12 protein-coding genes are annotated in these 16,439 nt (G+C 64.1%); 7 read left to right on the forward strand and 5 right to left on the reverse strand.

Features of this window, described 5'->3' with window-relative positions; genetic code table 11:
- Positions 1–48 precede the first annotated feature (48 nt).
- Positions 49–1,158: a methyltransferase domain-containing protein gene (locus O3139_RS03080; RefSeq protein WP_269515442.1), complete on the forward strand. Its 1,110-nt coding sequence runs from the start codon at positions 49–51 to the stop codon at positions 1,156–1,158.
- Here the strand turns inward: O3139_RS03080 and O3139_RS03085 are convergent.
- From O3139_RS03085 to O3139_RS03095, 3 genes are read right to left on the reverse strand one after another with little or no spacing between them, the layout of a single operon-like run.
- Complete coding sequence (locus O3139_RS03085; RefSeq protein ID WP_269515443.1) at positions 1,145–2,785, reverse strand: class I SAM-dependent methyltransferase; 1,641 nt, start codon at positions 2,783–2,785, stop codon at positions 1,145–1,147. The two genes, O3139_RS03080 and O3139_RS03085, sit on opposite strands and share 14 nt — an antisense overlap.
- On the reverse strand, positions 2,686–5,202 hold the full coding sequence (locus O3139_RS03090; protein WP_269515445.1) for a glycosyltransferase: 2,517 nt from the start codon (positions 5,200–5,202) through the stop codon (positions 2,686–2,688). The genes O3139_RS03085 and O3139_RS03090 overlap by 100 nt, the downstream gene beginning before the upstream one ends.
- Entirely contained in the window at positions 5,199–6,080 is an 882-nt protein-coding gene (locus O3139_RS03095; RefSeq protein ID WP_269515446.1) for an FkbM family methyltransferase, read from the reverse strand. Before O3139_RS03095 ends, O3139_RS03090 begins: the two co-directional genes overlap by 4 nt.
- A gap of 367 nt (positions 6,081–6,447) precedes the next feature.
- Here O3139_RS03095 and O3139_RS03100 point away from each other — a divergent pair, with 367 nt between their 5' ends.
- From O3139_RS03100 to O3139_RS03125, 6 genes are all read left to right on the forward strand, one after another.
- Positions 6,448–7,353, forward strand: a complete 906-nt coding sequence (locus O3139_RS03100; protein WP_269515447.1) for an FkbM family methyltransferase — start codon at positions 6,448–6,450, stop codon at positions 7,351–7,353.
- Between the two features lie 34 nt (positions 7,354–7,387).
- Complete coding sequence (locus O3139_RS03105; RefSeq protein WP_269515448.1) at positions 7,388–8,455, forward strand: hypothetical protein; 1,068 nt, start codon at positions 7,388–7,390, stop codon at positions 8,453–8,455.
- Positions 8,456–8,574: 119 nt separating this feature from the next.
- Positions 8,575–9,810 (forward strand): class I SAM-dependent methyltransferase, encoded by a 1,236-nt coding sequence (locus O3139_RS03110; protein ID WP_269515449.1) that lies wholly within the window; start codon positions 8,575–8,577, stop codon positions 9,808–9,810.
- Positions 9,811–9,901: 91 nt separating this feature from the next.
- The gene (locus tag O3139_RS03115; protein WP_269515450.1) at positions 9,902–12,286 is read left to right on the forward strand and encodes a glycosyltransferase; all 2,385 of its coding nucleotides are present in this window, start codon (positions 9,902–9,904) and stop codon (positions 12,284–12,286) included.
- Positions 12,286–13,410, forward strand: coding sequence for a glycosyltransferase (locus tag O3139_RS03120; RefSeq protein WP_269515451.1), 1,125 nt, complete (start codon positions 12,286–12,288; stop codon positions 13,408–13,410). Before O3139_RS03115 ends, O3139_RS03120 begins: the two co-directional genes overlap by 1 nt.
- A gap of 37 nt (positions 13,411–13,447) precedes the next feature.
- Positions 13,448–14,161: a DUF4214 domain-containing protein gene (locus O3139_RS03125; protein ID WP_269515453.1), complete on the forward strand. Its 714-nt coding sequence runs from the start codon at positions 13,448–13,450 to the stop codon at positions 14,159–14,161.
- Here O3139_RS03125 and O3139_RS03130 read toward each other — a convergent pair.
- Both O3139_RS03130 and gmd read right to left on the reverse strand, forming a co-directional pair.
- On the reverse strand, positions 14,149–15,096 hold the full coding sequence (locus O3139_RS03130; RefSeq protein WP_269515454.1) for an NAD-dependent epimerase/dehydratase family protein: 948 nt from the start codon (positions 15,094–15,096) through the stop codon (positions 14,149–14,151). The two genes, O3139_RS03125 and O3139_RS03130, sit on opposite strands and share 13 nt — an antisense overlap.
- A gap of 54 nt (positions 15,097–15,150) precedes the next feature.
- Positions 15,151–16,134, reverse strand: coding sequence for a GDP-mannose 4,6-dehydratase (gmd, locus tag O3139_RS03135; RefSeq protein ID WP_269515455.1), 984 nt, complete (start codon positions 16,132–16,134; stop codon positions 15,151–15,153).
- Positions 16,135–16,439 lie beyond the last annotated feature (305 nt).

The following is a 16,439-nucleotide window of genomic DNA, read 5'->3' on the forward strand; positions in this document are numbered from 1 at the left end:
CTTTTTGGTGTAGTGAGGCCCCCATCTCGGCTGAACGTAGGGTGGACCTTGTCTTTTGATCTGAGCCCCGTTCTGCACGCTGGCAGGACGGCCAACCTGGCCCGTACGCGCGCAGATGGAAAAGTCCTGGTCAGTATAGGTGCTGCCGGTCAATGGTATTTCGACTGGATCGATGCAACCTGTGGCGCGCCGGCGCGTCATATTGGTGTCGAATACTATTCGGCACCTCCCGCGGTCCTGCCGGATAACGTGGAGTGGGTCGCCAATACCGCTGGATCGATGCCTGACGTCGAGAGCGGCGTCGCCGATCTGCTGGTGTCGGGCCAGAATATCGAACACCTGTGGCAGGAGGAGGTCGCCGGCTTCCTGGCCGAGGCGCACCGGGTGCTCCGCCCCGGCGGCCGCATGATCATCGATAGCCCGAACCGGGCGATCACACAGATCTACGGCGGCGCCCATCCCGAGCACATGGTCGAACTGACGGTCGACGAGGCCGAGGCGCTGGTGACGGCGGCCGGTTTCGACGTGCAGCGGGTCGCCGGCATCCTGCTGTGTCGCGACGGGGCGACGGGCGAGGTTTTGCCGATCGATGGCCTGGCGGACATCTCCCCGCCCACCCTGGTCTTCCGATCCGTCGCGGCCATCGACGATGCCGAAAACTCCTATCTCTGGTGGATCGAGGCGGTCCGGGCCGACCGGGAGCCCGACATGGCCAGGGTGCAGGAGATCATCGCCCGGTACTGGGCGACCGGCTGGCCGGAACGGATGGACCGACTGGTGACCACGATCGGAAAGCCGGAGACCCTGGCCGATGGACGGTTGGCGTGGCAGTCCGGGATTGGCGATAACGGCCCGTTGTCCTTCGGGCCGTATGCGCCGATCAAGGCGGGGCGGTATCGCACCACATTGAATGTGATGCGCACCACCGACATCAAGCCCGGCCAGATCCTGGGCCATGTCGATGTAATTTTCGACGACGGCTCCATCATTGAGTGCCGCACGGAACTGACCGGCAAGATGCTGCCGAAAGGTGAATGGAAACCGATCACGCTCGAGTTCGAACTCGCGGACATGCGGTTCGGTTTCCAGAACAGGCTCTTCAGCTACGGCGTCGCGGGTCTTCGGGTGGAGCGGCGTCTGACGTTCACGGCGCCTTGATGATGCGGGCCGCGGCCCGTCGGGGAGCCGTAGACCCCGCCTTGTCCTTGACGGGGCCCACCGGTTCCAGCCAACGCTCCATCAGCGCGATGCCGCGGACCGCCACATTGCTGGCGGAGTCAGTGATCACCCTGAACTCGGCATTGGTAATGGGCTCGTCCAGGTCGAATTGAAGGACGATCGGTCGGGGCTCGGCCGAGCGTTTCGGCAAGGTCGTCACGGCCACTGTCTCCTCGACGACCGTCCTTGCCCCGAAGTTTTCAATGACCGCGCATTCGAGCGTGCCTCTGGCCCTGTCCAGCACAAAGACATCGATCTCGACGCGATAGCGACCGCGCGGCAAGCTGATATAGGGTCCGTAGCAGAGGACGCCCTTGCGACCGCCCGATATCATGACGGGGTCGGCGTCCTGGCCGATCACCGTGCTGATCGCAGGACCCGCCCATCGACCCGCCTCGACCCAGGAGAAGCCCTTGTAGCCCGCGTCGCGGAGCCGGGCGGCCAGGTCCCCGCTGGCAGGCCCGTTCAGGACGCCGTCGAGGATCTGCTGCAAGGCGGCCCGCCTCTGGTCATAGGCGCTCATCGTGGCATTGGCGGCCGACAGTTGTTTGATTTCCGCGTTCTTGCGGCCGACCTCGTCGTCGTCACGGCCGTAGGCATCTTTCCACATGTGAATCTGGCGGGAGAGCGCGCCGGATGCGGCGATCGCCTGCTGCTCGACCGCTTTCGAGAACCGCGCGCTGATCGGTGCGGTCCGGGACTTCGGCGTCGCGGCGGCGAGGGGTTTGCGAAGGGCCAGGTGTATCGGGCAGAACAGAAATCCCTCGTGGAAGATGACGAGGTTGGGAAAGACGTTTTTCTTCTGGTCGACGGTCCGGGGTGAACGGACGGTGGATCCGAAATCCTTCAGGACAGCCCGGGCGTCATAGGTCTGGCGAGACAGTTCGAACGTCGGCGCGTCCAGCAACTCCAGTCCGGATGGCTCCACGATGTATCGCTGGATCATGTCGGGCGTGAGAAGCAGGAAGTCCTCATCAAAGCCGGTCGCCCCGTTCGGGCCTTCCAGCAGGAACTCTGCGACGACAGAGGCAACCCCGCCTGGCTTCAGCACACGCCCGATCTCTTCCATCGCGGCGGTCAGGCTGCCGGCCGAGCCCAGTCGGCTGACCTCGGAGCTGGCGAACACGCCGTCGAAATGGCTGTCGGGTAGCCCGAGGGCGCGGGGGTCCGAGTGAACCGGGATGACGCTGCCACGGGCGAGGGCTCGACGCGTATACTGCTGCGGCCGCACCATCATGGCCGCCGGCGTCACGTCGGACCGCGGCGTGACCTCGAGATACCGGTCCGCAGCGAACACCATACATCCGCGCTCGGCGACGGCGAAGGTGGTCGGGCCCGCGCCTGCACCCACACCGCAGATCATGCTGCCGGTCTTCAGAAGACCAGCACCATCGAGCGTCCGGAGCGCCATGGCGGTTTCCCAGAGCTTGCAGTCCGGGGTTACGGCTTCGGCGTCGAAGCCGAACTCTAGAGTGTCCTCGAAGGCTGCGGCTTCCAGGTAAGGGCTGAGCTCAGCGTTCGCAAAATCCTCGATACCGATAATCTTGCTGCGGGGAAGCGTGTCCATGGCCTCTTCTTTTTCAGTATGCGTTGCAGGCTGCGATCGCCTCTATGGTGTCTCTGGTACTGGGCGTAGGATATGCGCCGCAGCTCGGCAGCGATGTCACGATTGCAGATCGTCTGCAGGACGCCCTGCAGGCCGACCTCGAGCGACCTGTCCTGAACGACAAGTCGGGGATCGTAGGCATAGCCGCTGTCCTCGTTCACGATCACTGGCCGTCCCATCGACAGGGCGCGGACGAAGATGTGCGACAGCTGCCCCCTGATCTGCTTGCGGAAGCAGAAGACCGCGTCGCACATGGCGATCTCGGCATCGAAGTCATCCTCCAGCACGGGATTGGAGTGAATCAGGCGCGATGCAATGCCCAGTCGAGCGAACTGGGCCCTCGCGTCGTCGAACAACTTCTGGTCGATAATCTTGCCCGAAAGGACGAAGAAAAGTCTGCGCGCCTCGCCTTCGGCCTTTTTCCGGGCGATGAATCGGGCCGTGACGTCGATGATCTCGGCCAGGCGCTTGATGTCATTCAGGATCAATCCAAAATGTCCCAGCACGATGTCGTCCGCCTGGACGCCGTGGCGACGCCGCGCGGCCTGCGCAGCCCTGGCTACGGCCGGCCCTCCGCGGGGATCAATCCCCAGCGGCACGAAGGCGAACGATCCCTCGAGTTCGTCCAGGTCGTTCTGAAGTTCGCTGTCGGCCTGTCGGGCCTCATGCATCTTTGCCAGGACAGGCTTGGGCAGGTGCGAGACCATGGTGATGGGCCTGGCGACCAACCAGTCCGGCGAAAGCGCGGGCCGGCTCTTCTCGGCCGTCTCCCGCTTGTTGACCAGGTGCGACAGGGCCAGATCGGTCGCCGCAGCCGAGGTGGCCCGCTCAGAGCTGCGGGGCAAGCTGAGCGCCAGGTCGTCGAGCTCGCCCTTCTGCGCCTTGAAGTGCCAGAGCCCGGGCACATAGGCCCGCTCGTGAATCAGCAGGACGTCGCTCGCCTGGGCATGGGCTTGCAGTAGCTCGATGCCCGGATAGAGGGCCTGGGAGAAGGCCAGGTTGAACAGTCCCGGCACGCCGGGATGCCGTTTCTGGAAATTCTCGTATTCGCCGTGCGCCGCCAGCCTGACGTTCGGTGTATGCGAAACCGTCTTCTGGTCTCCCTCGGAGAAAAACAGGACGACGTTGGAGGGTGTGCTGCGGACATAGCAGAGTGAGTAGTCGGCCACGCCGCAGAAGCTGCCCGGGATCGAGGAAAAGATCTTGAACTGAACATCCGAGAACCAGCGGGCGCTGGCATCGACTGCCGACTGAAGGGCACGATCCGCCACGGTGGCGGAGTCCCGCCAATGCCCGAGATAGTAGGACCGCACGTCGTCGAAATAGCCGGGATCGGGGTCCATCTGCAGGAACGCCGAGAACGTCTCGATCGGCAGCACCTGGTTGTCGGCGTCCAGCCAGAACACCGCACCGGCGTCGCTCCGGTCGCTCTTGCCAAGGATCTCCCGGTTCATCGGAATATCGAGCACGATGACCTTGCGCCGCAGGAAGATGGCCTCGAGCAGCGGAATACCGAATCCTTCCTCCAGCGACAGGTGAGAGATGACGTGCGCGCGGGACTGGAGTTCCAGCTTCTCGACCTCGGTGACCGAATAGGTCGCCTCGATGCCCTTCAGCAGCCCGGCATCCTTGAGGTGTTCGAACTGGTCCTTCGTCGGCGCGTTCACCCGGACAGCGGCCACGCCGGCATCGACGATGTCGCGATACATGCGAATGGCGACGTCGGGGTTCTTGGACCTGTGCCCCCCCACCATTCCGAACAGATAGGGCGCATCTTCCTCCCCGTCGTTCGTATCGGTCCACGTCTCGTAGATCGAATCCAGGCGGGGAGAAATGACGCTGATGGCCTCCGGGGCCAGCCCCAGGAACTGCGCAGCCTCGAGGGCCACTGTTTCCGAGATCGAGATGACGTGGTCCGCCTTCAGAACCCGCGACAGGCCGTTGTAGTAGATTTCAACGACGACCTCGTTGGTGATGTAGTCGTGGAGCAGCTTCAGCGGAATGAAGTCGTAACAGATCGTGACGACCGGACAGGCCAGCAGGTCGAACCGCATCGGTGACAGAAAGGGAGTGGCATCGACGTAGAGGTCGAAGCCGTCGAGGGCGACCAGCTTCGAAAGGAAGGTGGTGAAGTTGTGGGCGTCGCGGTATCGCAGGTCCGTCGTCGGCGCCAGGGTTTCCACATTGTAGTTGGCATACCTGATGCCGCAGGCCTGCAGCAGGGGCGACGATCGTTCCAGATGGCAGTCCTGAAACAGAAGCACGCAGACCTCATGGCCCTTGCTCTGCAGCAGATCGATGACGTGATCGACATAGCGGCCCATACCGCGATCATAGGCGCCCGAAGAATAGACGCGGCCGTCGACCAGAACCTTCATGGCCGGGGCCCCGCCGTCGTATCGCCCTTACCCAGGTCCGGCGGGCCGAGGGTTTCCGACAAACGTTCGAAAGCGGATTGCGCGATACCGAGCGCCTCGGTCCGGATCAGGTCCATCTGACTGCGCTGGAGCGTGATCAGGTCGTTCTGATGATGGAAGGCGCCCGTCAGTTCGTCGATCCGCATCTGCAGGGCGACGACGGCGCACGGCGTGAAATTATCGAACAGGCAGGGTGGCAGGGCGAATGCCGCCAGTCGGTCGGCATCCTCGTCGCGGACGTAGTAGCGGTTCAGTCCGTCGAAATAGGCAAACAGATAGTCGGCCGCGAGGATGAGCGGCTCCACGGTTGACCAGGCGGCGCGTTGACTGAACGGCTCCGTCGCTTCCAGGACAATGATCCGCGGACGGTAGACCTTGAAATCGGTACTGGCGACGATCAGGTGCTCGGCACCCTCGGCGTCGATCTTCAGAAAATCGACACAGGCATCGCCGACGAATTCGTTCCAGATGGAATCAAGCCGCCGCGTCTCGACGCTGATGTCTCGTCGGGGTGCCGGATTGAGGGCGATCACCTCCGGTTCATGGTCGGCGAGATGTGACAGACCGGTCCCTTCCACGACGTGGAAGACAGCGCTGGCGTCCGCGTCGCTGACGGCGCAGGCAAGGGTAATGTCGCGCGGCCGCGCAGCGACAAGCCTTTCGGCGAACTCCGGGTTGGGCTCGATGTTGATGCCGCGCCAGCCCATTGCGTAGAAAGCGTTTGTCACGGACAGCTCGACCGGGTCCCACGCCCCGATGTCGATGTAGAAACCGGTGTCGATATCCTGGAGGGCGCGTCTCAGCATGACGTCCTCGAAATTCTGGGCGTATGTCACCATGGCCGGAAGATAGCCGCCGCCTGGCGTGACCAACGGCTCCAGCTCAGCCGTCGTTTGCCTCACTGCCCCGCACCCGCGAGGCCGGTGCGCAGCGAGCCTCCTGTCTTGCTCGTCCTGGGAGTCACGGAAGTCCCCTCGCCACGGCCCCTGCCTGAGAAAGGCGTCCTACAGCCCTTGCCCGCGTCGTCAAGAAAGGTTTTTTCCGGCAGCCGACGCGACCGGGGAATGCAGGACCGCGCGTTGCACGCAAGGCCTGCATCAGATCGGCAGAACGACAAAAAATCGGACTTTCGGACACCCTTGGCTTGAGATAGGTCGAGTGCTCGGCACACGGCTCCGGACGGGGTCGGCGAGAGGGCAGGCGGTAATGAATCTCAAGGCCTACAGGCAGTACGTCCACACTTTGAGGTCGCTGTATCGCCAGTACGGCGTTGCGGATGAGGAAACGCGCGCAACCATCCCTGCGGTTGCAACCCTGACGGCGGCGTCTGACCAGAAGCGTCTGGAACTGCTCGCCGAATCGACGCGGACTCGTATCGCGCGCCTGAGTCCCAATCTGGCTGGCCAGTTGCTGGCGGAGCCCTCGATTCGCCACCTGACCTTCGGCGACATCGCCTTTTCGGTGCCGATCATCAACGAACAGGGCGTCGAATGGTACGGGTCGGCACCACCCGAGAATTTCGACTTCACGATCGAGCGCAGCATCGGCCTTCTGGATGACGCCAAGGTCATCTACGACTTTGGCGGCCATCATGGGGTCTGGGCCGCCTATTATGCGCGGATCGTGGGCGATGGCGGCTTCGTCTATTCGTTCGAGCCGTCGATGATCAACGTCGAGGTGTCGGCGCTTCTGTTCCTGCTGAATGGCATCTCCAATGTGGTGAACATCGGCGCGGCCGTGGGGACGATGACCGATCACGACGGTGCCGAGGGCAGCAGCGCCGGCATGTTGGTCGATTTCGTCGAGCAAATGCGGGTGATCGACGTCCGGTCGCTGGCCTGGCGCTACGGCGATTTCATGAAAATGGACATCGAGGGGTTCGAGTACGATTTGCTGACCCGATTCCCCTGGCTGTTCGATCTGGCCACCCATATTCATCTGGAACTGCACATTCCGCATCTGGAGCGGCGCGGCCTCGATTACCGCGATGTGACGGCCCTTCTGCCGTTCGAGCAGTTCGAGATCCACAACTCCGAGGGGGGCGTGCTGCAGCTCGTGACACGGGATACGCCGTTGTCGGGCTACTGCAGCCTCATGATGCGGCGGCTCTGACCCCCTCCATTTCGCCGGGCCCCGGGAGAATTCGTTGCTGATCGAGTCGAGCGAGATTCTGACGACCTGCATGGCCGCGCTGCTCCGCAGACTGAAGGTCGCGGGTCGGACCGTCCTGCATCTCGAGTCCGCGGGCGATATCGGATCCACCGCCTTCAATCGGCAGGCCGACGATCGGGCCCGTCATCTGGACGTCCGGGAGGACGACAGCAAACGCGCTGACGAGGGCTGGATTGGACGCGATCGCGACGGCCGGTTTGACGCGCAGGCGAGCACGATCGACATCCTCTGGGTCGGCCATTGGCTCGAACGTCTATGGCCCGAGCAGATCATCGTCTTCCTTTCGGAAGCCAGACGGCTCCTTCGCCCCGGGGGAGTGATGATTCTGGCGGGCACCAACCGGCAGGTTGCGGGCACCTTGGCACGGCCGGCGCGACCGGTTGAACTGACCTGGGCCGAAGCCGTGGCGTTGATCCAGAGTGCAGGCTTCGACATCACGCGTCCCAAGGGTTTGCTGCTGGCGCGCGGCCCGGACGGGGAGCCTCTTGAGCCATGCCATGAGTCTTCGGCTGCGGTCTTCGACATGGTCACCCGGGCTGTGGCGGGCGCCGACGCACCGGAACGCTCGCTGGCCTGGTGGGCCGAAGTCCGGCCCTCCGAACGCCCCGCCGATGTGGAGCGCATGGACGTGCTGTTGCAGCGCGCCGGAGCCGCAACGGCCAGCAACAATCTCGCCCTGCCCGACAGGGGCGTGGCCGGCTTGCCCGCTGGCACAATGCGGGTCGGACGCAGCCTGCCCCTTCGGGCCGGGCGCTACCGCGCAACCGTTCAGGTCCAGAGGGTCGGCAAGGCGAACGATCCGTCCGCAGGCGTGATCGAGGCGTGTATCGGGGGCGACGACGTCGTAGCCCGCACGTCAATCGATGGGGCCCGTCTGGCGAACCGGGCGTGGGTGCCGATCGATCTCGAGTTCGAACTGGCGCGCCCGGTAGACGAGTTCGATGTTCGATTCACGCTGGCCGGTCAGGGGGAGATTCGTGTCCGTCCGGAGCTGACCGTGGCCTCGATCTTCTGGAAGCCCATGCAGGGCGCCAGGGCATGAGCCGATGCGTCTCCGCCATGCGCTGATCGCCCGTGGATACGGCGTCTGTGGTTGACGCTGCACAGGCGACGGCATAGAGGCTAACTGAAAAAATCCAGACAGCGTCCAAGGAATATATGATGAGAGGCAGCTATACTCGCCTTGAGGCTTGCCGTGTGAGTGGGAGTCGCAATCTCATTCCAGTACTCCACCTCGGTGAACAAGAATTGACGGGTGTGTTTCCTCGCCCGGGTGATGCAGTGACGTCGGGTCCTCTTGAACTTGTCTGGTGCCCCGACAGTGGTCTTCTGCAACTGGGTCACAGCTTCGATCCAGGCGAAATGTATGGCGAGAACTATGGATATCGTTCTGGCCTGAACGCCTCGATGGTCCGTCACCTTACTCAGAAGATCGGATTTCTTGAGAAGCTGGTCGATCTCAAGCCTGGCGATACTGTTCTGGATATCGGCTCAAACGATGCCACGTCTTTGAAGGCTTACTCTACGTCTGGGCTGACCCGCATCGGGATCGACCCGACGGGGGCCAAATTCAAGGAATATTATCCGGACGACATCCGGTTGATTCCGGATTTCTTCTCGGCCGAGAATTTCCGCAAGGCTGGCGGAGACCGGGCCCAGATCGTGACGTCGATCGCGATGTTCTATGATCTGGACAATCCGATCGCCTTCGCCCGGGACATCGCCTCCGTGCTCGCGCCTGATGGTGTCTGGCATTTCGAGCAGAGCTACATGCCTGCCATGCTGCGGACCGTGTCCTATGACACCATCTGCCATGAGCATCTCGAATACTACTCGCTGGGCGTCGTGCAGAAGATCCTGGATGCAGCCGGGCTGCGCCTGATCGATGTCCAGATGAACAGTGTCAACGGCGGCAGTTTCGCCGTCACCGCCGGTCACAAGGCGTCCCGGCGACGCGCCAACGACGCCGTGATCGATTGGCTGCTCGGACAGGAAGACCGGATGGGCCTCAACACGGTGCGTCCGTTCCGCGAATTCGAGGATCGGGTGTTCCGTCACAAGGCCGATCTGGTGCGGTTGCTCCAGGCGCTGGCCGCCGATGGCAAGAAGGTCCTGGGGTATGGAGCGTCGACCAAGGGCAATGTGACCCTTCAGTTCTGCGGGATCACAGAAAAGGAAGTCCCAGCCATCGCGGAGGTGAATCCCGAGAAGTTCGGACGCGTCACGCCGGGCACGCGCATTCCGATCATCTCCGAGGCAGAGGCCAGAGCCATGAATCCGGATTACTATCTGGTCCTGCCGTGGCACTTCAAGGAAGGTATCCTCCAGCGGGAGCAGGAGTATATCGCCAAGGGCGGCAAGTTCATCTTCCCCTTCCCGGAGATCGAGATCGTCTGACCGGGACGGGCCGCCCTGCCCATCCGCCCGTCGTCCAGCCGGGACGCCGGGCCGCGGCCCGGAGGCGTAGTCGTTTCTCATCGGACAGGACATGATGGCCAGTCGACAGCCCCAGATCCTATACGTTGACGCCCGCGCCCTGCAGGACGACAATTATCGTTTCCGGGGCGTGGGTCAGCATTCCGCGGCCATCCTGCAGGCGATCCGGCGGTTTGCCTGGCCAGGGGGCCGTCCCAGGATCGTGGGCGTCATCGATCCCCTCCTGCCGCTGCTGCATCCTGTTCACGATCTGCTTTTTGACGAGATCACGACCCTGAAGCGGGCGCGGAAGGGAGACGGACCCGGCTGGTTCGTCAGTCTTTCGCCCCTGACTCACGATCCGATGAAGATCAGCGGCTTCCTGCTGGATCCCGATCTGTACCGCATCTGTCTCTTCTATGACCTCATTCCGCTCGATTTCCCCGAGCGCTATCTGATGGATCCGGCCGCGCGTTCGGACTACCTCATCGCCCTTGCGTGGCTACGCCGCTTCGATTTGTTCGCGTCGATCTCCGACTTCAGCGCCCGGGCCCTCATCGCCCGGACCGGCGTGGACCCGGCACGGGTGTTCGTGTCGAACGTCGCCGTCCGGAGTGCGCTGTTGCCGCGCGAGGACGATCCATTCATTCCCCATGAGAAGCGCGGGCACATCGTCGTCGCCGGCGGTGGTGATCCGCGCAAGAATCCGGAATGCGGGCTGGTGGCCCATGCCTCGTCGGCCCTGCTAAGGCGCCACGGTGTCTCCATCTCGGTCTTCGGCGCCTATCCCGAGCCTATGCGCGACGATCTGAGAACCCGCTACCGCCAGGCCGGTGGGCGTCCCCAGGACCTCACCTTCCACGCCCATCTGTCGGACGAGGCGCTGCGGGCCCTCTACCGATCCAGCCTGGTGACCGTCGTGCCGTCGCGCGCGGAGGGCTTTTCGATCCCGATCGTCGAGAGCAGCGCGGCCGGAACGCCGGTTCTCGCCTCCGACGTCGGGGCCCACCCTGAGCTCGCGCGCGATCCCGACTGGCGGTTCGGTCCCGACGACGTGGACAGGCTGAGGGGGCAGCTCGAGCGGCTGGTCGAGGATCCGGAATCCTGGGATGGTCTGCGTCGGGCCCAGACGGATCTGTGGCGGGCCTATACCGTGGAGGCGGTCGGCCAGCGGTTCATGGAGGGTGTTCTGGCGCGCGCGAGCGAGCGCGTCACGGATGCGACACGTCCCGGCAGCCCGGCGGTCCAGCGCGGGGCACGTCCCAGGATCGCCGTGCTCAGTCCCCTGCCACCGGCCCAGTCTGGCGTCGCTGACTACACGGCCTTGACGCTGGCTCCGCTCAAGGCCGTGGCCGACCTGCATATGTTCACCCCGACCGCAGATGCCCGCTGGGAAGAGGGTTGGGCGTCATTGCAGCCTGTTGCGGCGGCCGGGATCAGCCCGATCCGGTTCGACGCCACGATCAGCGTCATCGGCAACTCGGACCATCACGTCGAGATCCTGGACTTTCTCCTTGAGAACGGCGGCGGGTGCATCGCTCACGATGCCCGCATGATCAACTTCTACTATCTGCTGCGCGGCGTACCAGAGGCCGTGCAACTCGCCTCCGACGAGATGGCCCGGCCGGTGGATCAGGCCGAGGTGACGCGGTGGCTGCACAACCAGCGCGACCTCCCGACCCTGTTCCTGTCCGAGGTGGCTCGGGCAAGCGAACCCCTGATGGTGCATTCGCAGACCACTGCGGCCGAGATCGCGCGGCTCTATGGAAAGACTCCGCGCCTGCTGCCCTTCGCCCAATACCGCCCGTCCCTGTTGCACCGGCTGAAGCGCGCGGATCGGGACAGGGCCCGCAAGGCGCTGGGGATTCCGACGGATCGGGTCGTGCTGGTGACCTTCGGCATCGTGAGCGAGGACAAGGCTCCTCTCGAACTGATCTGGGCGCTGAACATGCTGAGGAGCTGGGGCGTCGACGCGGAACTCGTGTTCTGCGGGCGCAATCAGCACATGAAGACCCAGGTGGGCACCCTTGCGAGCCAGCTGGGCCTTGCCCCCTTCATCCGGACGTTTGAGACGGCGATCGACGACGCGACCTACGACAGCTATCTGATCGCCGCCGATATCGGGGTGCAGCTGCGGACCTATCAGATGGGCGGCCTCTCGGGCGCGCTCAACGACTGCATTTCGGCGGCGCTGCCATCGATCGCCAACGCCCACCTTGCCGAGGCGATGCAAGCCCCCGATTTCGTGAAGCGCGTGCCGGACGGCCTGTCGTCCCTGCTCATCGCCGAAGCGGCCCTGGCCATACTCTCGGAGACCAGAAGCGGTACTCGCCCGGTCGCCCAGGCCCGGGCGTTTGCGGAAACGCGTTCGCCCGTTGGCTACTGCCAGGCCCTGCTGGGACATCTGGACATCGACATCGACGTCAAGGCGGCGATGGTGGCTGCCGGACAGGGCTGATGGGCTCGCTCCTGATCGACGTCACGGAGTTCGTCACCAACCCTATCCGGACCGGGATCCAGCGCGTCATCCGCGAGCTTCTGGGGCGGTGGCCGGCCGATATCCCGCGCCGGGTCGTCTGGTTCGACGAGCGGGCAGGTGGGCTTGTGCCAGTCCGCGACGCACTTCTCGCCTACCTGATCGACAGTCCCGGCGATCCGGTGCTGGACGGCGAACAGACGCGGCGCAAAAGCCTCGAGTTTCTGGCATCGGAGACCACGCCGCCCCTCGACCTGCGCCGCGAGGATCGCGTTCTGGTGCCTGAACTGTTCGCCTCGCGCGCCCGGGCCCTGTTCTACAGGCGCCTGAAGGGTCGAAACATCTCCATCCGCGCCATTGTCTACGACATCCTTGCGTGGACACAGCCGGATGCACTCAACATTACGACCGTCGGGCCGTTCAACGATTATCTCGAGTTCCTGAAGGTGACGGACGCCCGCTGCCACATCTCCAGCGCGGTGCGGGATGCCTATACGCAGAGGGTCCTGCGACGCCCGGGCACGCCGGATACCGTCATCGTGCTCGGGGCCGATGCGCTCGGCCGCAGATCTGCCGACCTGCCGGTCCTCCCACAGCTGCTGTGCCCCGGGGCCCTGGACGGCCGCAAGGGACAGGACCGGATCTTCGCCGCCTATATGGCGATATCCGAAGACGCCCGGCTGCCGCTCATCATCGCCGGCCGCGTCCCTCCGGAGCCGCGCGAGTCCATCCGCCGCATCCTGGACTCGTCCTGCCCCACCGTATCGGTCATCGACGATCCCGACGACGCCCGCCTGTCACGGCTGATCGCATCCTCGCAGGGCTGCCTGTTTCCCAGCCAGTTCGAGGGGTTCGGCCTGCCGGCGCTGGAGAGCCTGTATCTGGGAACGCCGGTCGTCATCGACGCGAACCTGCCGGCCGTCTCCGGTCTGCCGGCTGCGGGCCAGATCCGACTGGAACGTCAGACCCACGACGACCTGGTACGGGCACTGCTGCAGATCAGCGATCCCGCATCGGCCAAAGTCTTGCGTCAGGCCGCCGCAACGCTGCAACTGCCCACCTGGGACGACTATGCCAGCCAGGTCGCCGTCTGGGCCAGCCAATGACAGGCCGGGCCCAGACCACACCTTCGGGGGACGTACAATGCTGAAGAAGCGCATCAAGAGGGCTCTGCGAGCCATCGGCCTGTTGAAGCCGCACCAGGGGGCGACGCCCGGAAAACGCGGTCGACCGAACCAGATGCAGGCGCAGTCCATCGTGGGCCAGCTCTATCAGGTCGTGCTCAAACGTGACCCGGGAACGGCGGAGCGGGACGGCTACGCCCGCGCGCTCGCATCCGGCGAATTGTCGGTCCCGCAGGTCGTCGAAGCGCTGATTGGGTCAGGCGAGTTCGGCAGCGCCTTCACCCGGCATGCGAATGTGGCCGAAGCCCTGGCCGCGGCGGTGCTCGGCACCCTCGCGCGGGTGACGGATGACGCAGCCATCCTGACCTATTCATCCGGGCTCATGGGCTCGATGCCGCTCACCGACTTTTTGCGCGAGATTTGCGAGTCGCCGGATTTCCGCTCGACCTGGGGCGTCGGGGGGGCGGCGAGCGGCGGTGCGAGGGCCGTGACGTCAAAAGGGTTGGCATCCAGCGCGACGGTGACCGTGCCGGGCGGACTGGGCGAAATGGTGGAAGGTCTCATTGCTGCGCGGATGATCGGCCAGGGGACGGTCCTGGGCTTGCCGCCGATCCGCGATTTCGACCGTCCTCCGATCCCGCTCGGTCATCTGGTGGCGCTTATCCGCACGCTCGACATGCTGGGAGATGGAGAGGCGGCCAGACCCGCGTCTGGTGTGTCTCAGCCCGCGTGATGCCGGTCGCGCGCGTGCTGAAGCACGTCGCTCAGCATCGTGTCCATCGACCGCGTCGGTGCCCATCCGGTGAGGCTTCGCAGCCTTGCCGAGCTGATGCTGGCCACCGGAATGTCGGCGCTTCGGAACCGGTCCGGATCCACAACGACGCGCGCCTTGCTGCCTGCCAGTTCGATCATCCGGTCCAGTAACACGCCGACGCTTCGCGATTCGCCCGAGCAGACATTCAGGGTGGTCCGGTTGCCGAAGTGCGCCAGCTCGCTCAGCACGGCGACATAGGCATCGACGACGTCGTCGACGTGGAGAAAATCCCGGCGAGCCTCCAGGTTTCCCACGCGAATTTCATCCTGGCCCGACATGATCTGTTCGGCGAAGGATGGCAGTGCGAACTTGACCTCCTGGCCCGCACCGCTGTGGTTGGAGGGTCGGCATACGATCAGCTGCGACGTGGCTGGAAGAACGTCGTTGAACATCGCTTCGGCCGCCAGTTTGGAGCGGGAATAGGCCGACTGCGGCTGGCAGGGCGTATCCTCGGTGACCGTGCCCTGGTTGAACGCCAGGCCATAGACTTCGGACGAACTGACATACAGGGTCTTGGCGTCCGGTACGTATCGGCCGATCGCGCGGGCCAGGTTCAGGCTCCCGGACAGATTGGTGCCCCAGGTCGCTCCAGCCGCGCCTACGGCCGATGACTGTGCGGCCAGGTGGACGATCAGGTCCGGGCGCGCTGCCGCGACGACGCCGTCGACGGAGGCGCCGTGTTCGAGATCGAAGGCGAGGAAGTCACAATCCGGAACGATCACATTCGACCGCCCGACCACCACCACCCGCGAGGTCGGCGGGAGGGCCTCGCGAAGACGCCGGACCATCTTGCGCCCGACGAAGCCCGCACCGCCCGTGATCAGAACGGCACCGAAATTCAGGACAGGAGACACAGGATTTTCAGGCATCGGGGAGCAAGCTGCGGTCCGTCATTTCGTTGCCGGGAACTATGCGCCGCCCGCCGAGTGACGGGCCAGATCGGCGTCCACCATTTCCCGGATCATCTCCTCCATGGTCGTCGTCGCTTCCCAGCCCAGGATGCGGTTCGCCTTGGAGGGATCGCCCAGAAGGACATCGACTTCGGCCGGTCGGAAGAACTGGGGATCGATGCGCAGATAATCCTCGGCCTTCAGACCGACGTGGGCGAAGGCGACATTGACCATCTCCCTGACCGTGACGGTCCGGCCCGTGGCGACGACGTAGTCGTCGGCCACATCGTGCTGCAGCATCATCCACATCCCGCGGACGTAGTCGCGCGCATGGCCCCAGTCACGCTTGGCGTCGATATTGCCCATCGCCAGCTCGGTCGCCTTGCCGAGCTTGATCTGCGCGACCGCGTCGGTGACCTTGCGCGTCACGAACTCCAGACCGCGCAGCGGCGACTCGTGATTGAACAGGATGCCCGAGCAAGCGAACATGCCGAAGCTTTCACGATAGTTGACCGTCATCCAGTGGCCCATCAGCTTGGCGACGGCGTAGGGCGAGCGGGGATAGAAGGGCGTCTTCTCGCTTTGCTTCTCTTCCTGGATCAGCCCGTACATTTCCGACGATGACGCCTGGTAGAACCGGGCTTCAGGGGCCTCGAGACGAACAGCCTCAAGCACATTGACGACGCCGACGCCGGTCGCCTGGGCGGTCAGGACCGGCTGCGCCCAGGACGTCTTGACGAAGGACTGCGCGGCCAGATTGTAGACTTCATCGGGTTTGTAGTCGCGCACGATGCGGCACAGGACGCCGAGATCCAGAAGATCCCCATCGACCAGTTCGACCTGATCGGTAATCCCCAACCAGTCGAGACGGTGGGTGGCGACTCCATAATGGCTGGACCGGCGAACCACGCCAACGACCCGATAGCCCTTGGACAGAAGCAGCTGAGCCAGATACGCGCCATCCTGACCCGTGATCCCTGTGATCACTGCGCATTTCTTCATCGTGTAAATCCCATTTTGAAGGAACAGGCTTCGCTGCTCGATCTGTCGTTGCGGTCCCGTATCTGGCCCAGGATCGAAGTCCGTCGGAGGGTGGGAACGTCCAACCTCCCGGAGCATGATCGTTTGAGGTGGACCCAAGTCGTGGGTCCGGCCGAGAACGTGAATCATGCCCGCGCTCATATCTTGAGCCTGATCCACGGCATCGGCGGAATCGCGAAGCGATTCCACCCAAGCCGATCAGCCTCTAGGGTAACTCAGTCCGCCTAGGCAAGGATTTCTGTCATCCTGCATGGTGCCCTGGACAG

It is taken from the genome of Brevundimonas subvibrioides (genome assembly GCF_027271155.1).
Lineage (GTDB): Bacteria > Pseudomonadota > Alphaproteobacteria > Caulobacterales > Caulobacteraceae > Brevundimonas > Brevundimonas subvibrioides_D.

What these genes read in the sequence shown, in the direction of transcription:
- O3139_RS03090 (WP_269515445.1), bottom strand. Translation starts at nt 5,202, where the DNA reads ATGAAGGTTCTGGTCGACGGCCGCGTCTATTCTTCGGGCGCCTATGAT.
- O3139_RS03085 (WP_269515443.1), bottom strand. Translation starts at nt 2,785, where the DNA reads ATGGACACGCTTCCCCGCAGCAAGATTATCGGTATCGAGGATTTTGCG.
- O3139_RS03125 (WP_269515453.1), top strand. Translation starts at nt 13,448, where the DNA reads ATGCTGAAGAAGCGCATCAAGAGGGCTCTGCGAGCCATCGGCCTGTTG.
- O3139_RS03115 (WP_269515450.1), top strand. Translation starts at nt 9,902, where the DNA reads ATGATGGCCAGTCGACAGCCCCAGATCCTATACGTTGACGCCCGCGCC.
- O3139_RS03095 (WP_269515446.1), bottom strand. Translation starts at nt 6,080, where the DNA reads ATGGTGACATACGCCCAGAATTTCGAGGACGTCATGCTGAGACGCGCC.
- gmd (WP_269515455.1), bottom strand. Translation starts at nt 16,134, where the DNA reads ATGAAGAAATGCGCAGTGATCACAGGGATCACGGGTCAGGATGGCGCG.
- O3139_RS03100 (WP_269515447.1), top strand. Translation starts at nt 6,448, where the DNA reads ATGAATCTCAAGGCCTACAGGCAGTACGTCCACACTTTGAGGTCGCTG.
- O3139_RS03110 (WP_269515449.1), top strand. Translation starts at nt 8,575, where the DNA reads ATGAGAGGCAGCTATACTCGCCTTGAGGCTTGCCGTGTGAGTGGGAGT.
- O3139_RS03120 (WP_269515451.1), top strand. Translation starts at nt 12,286, where the DNA reads ATGGGCTCGCTCCTGATCGACGTCACGGAGTTCGTCACCAACCCTATC.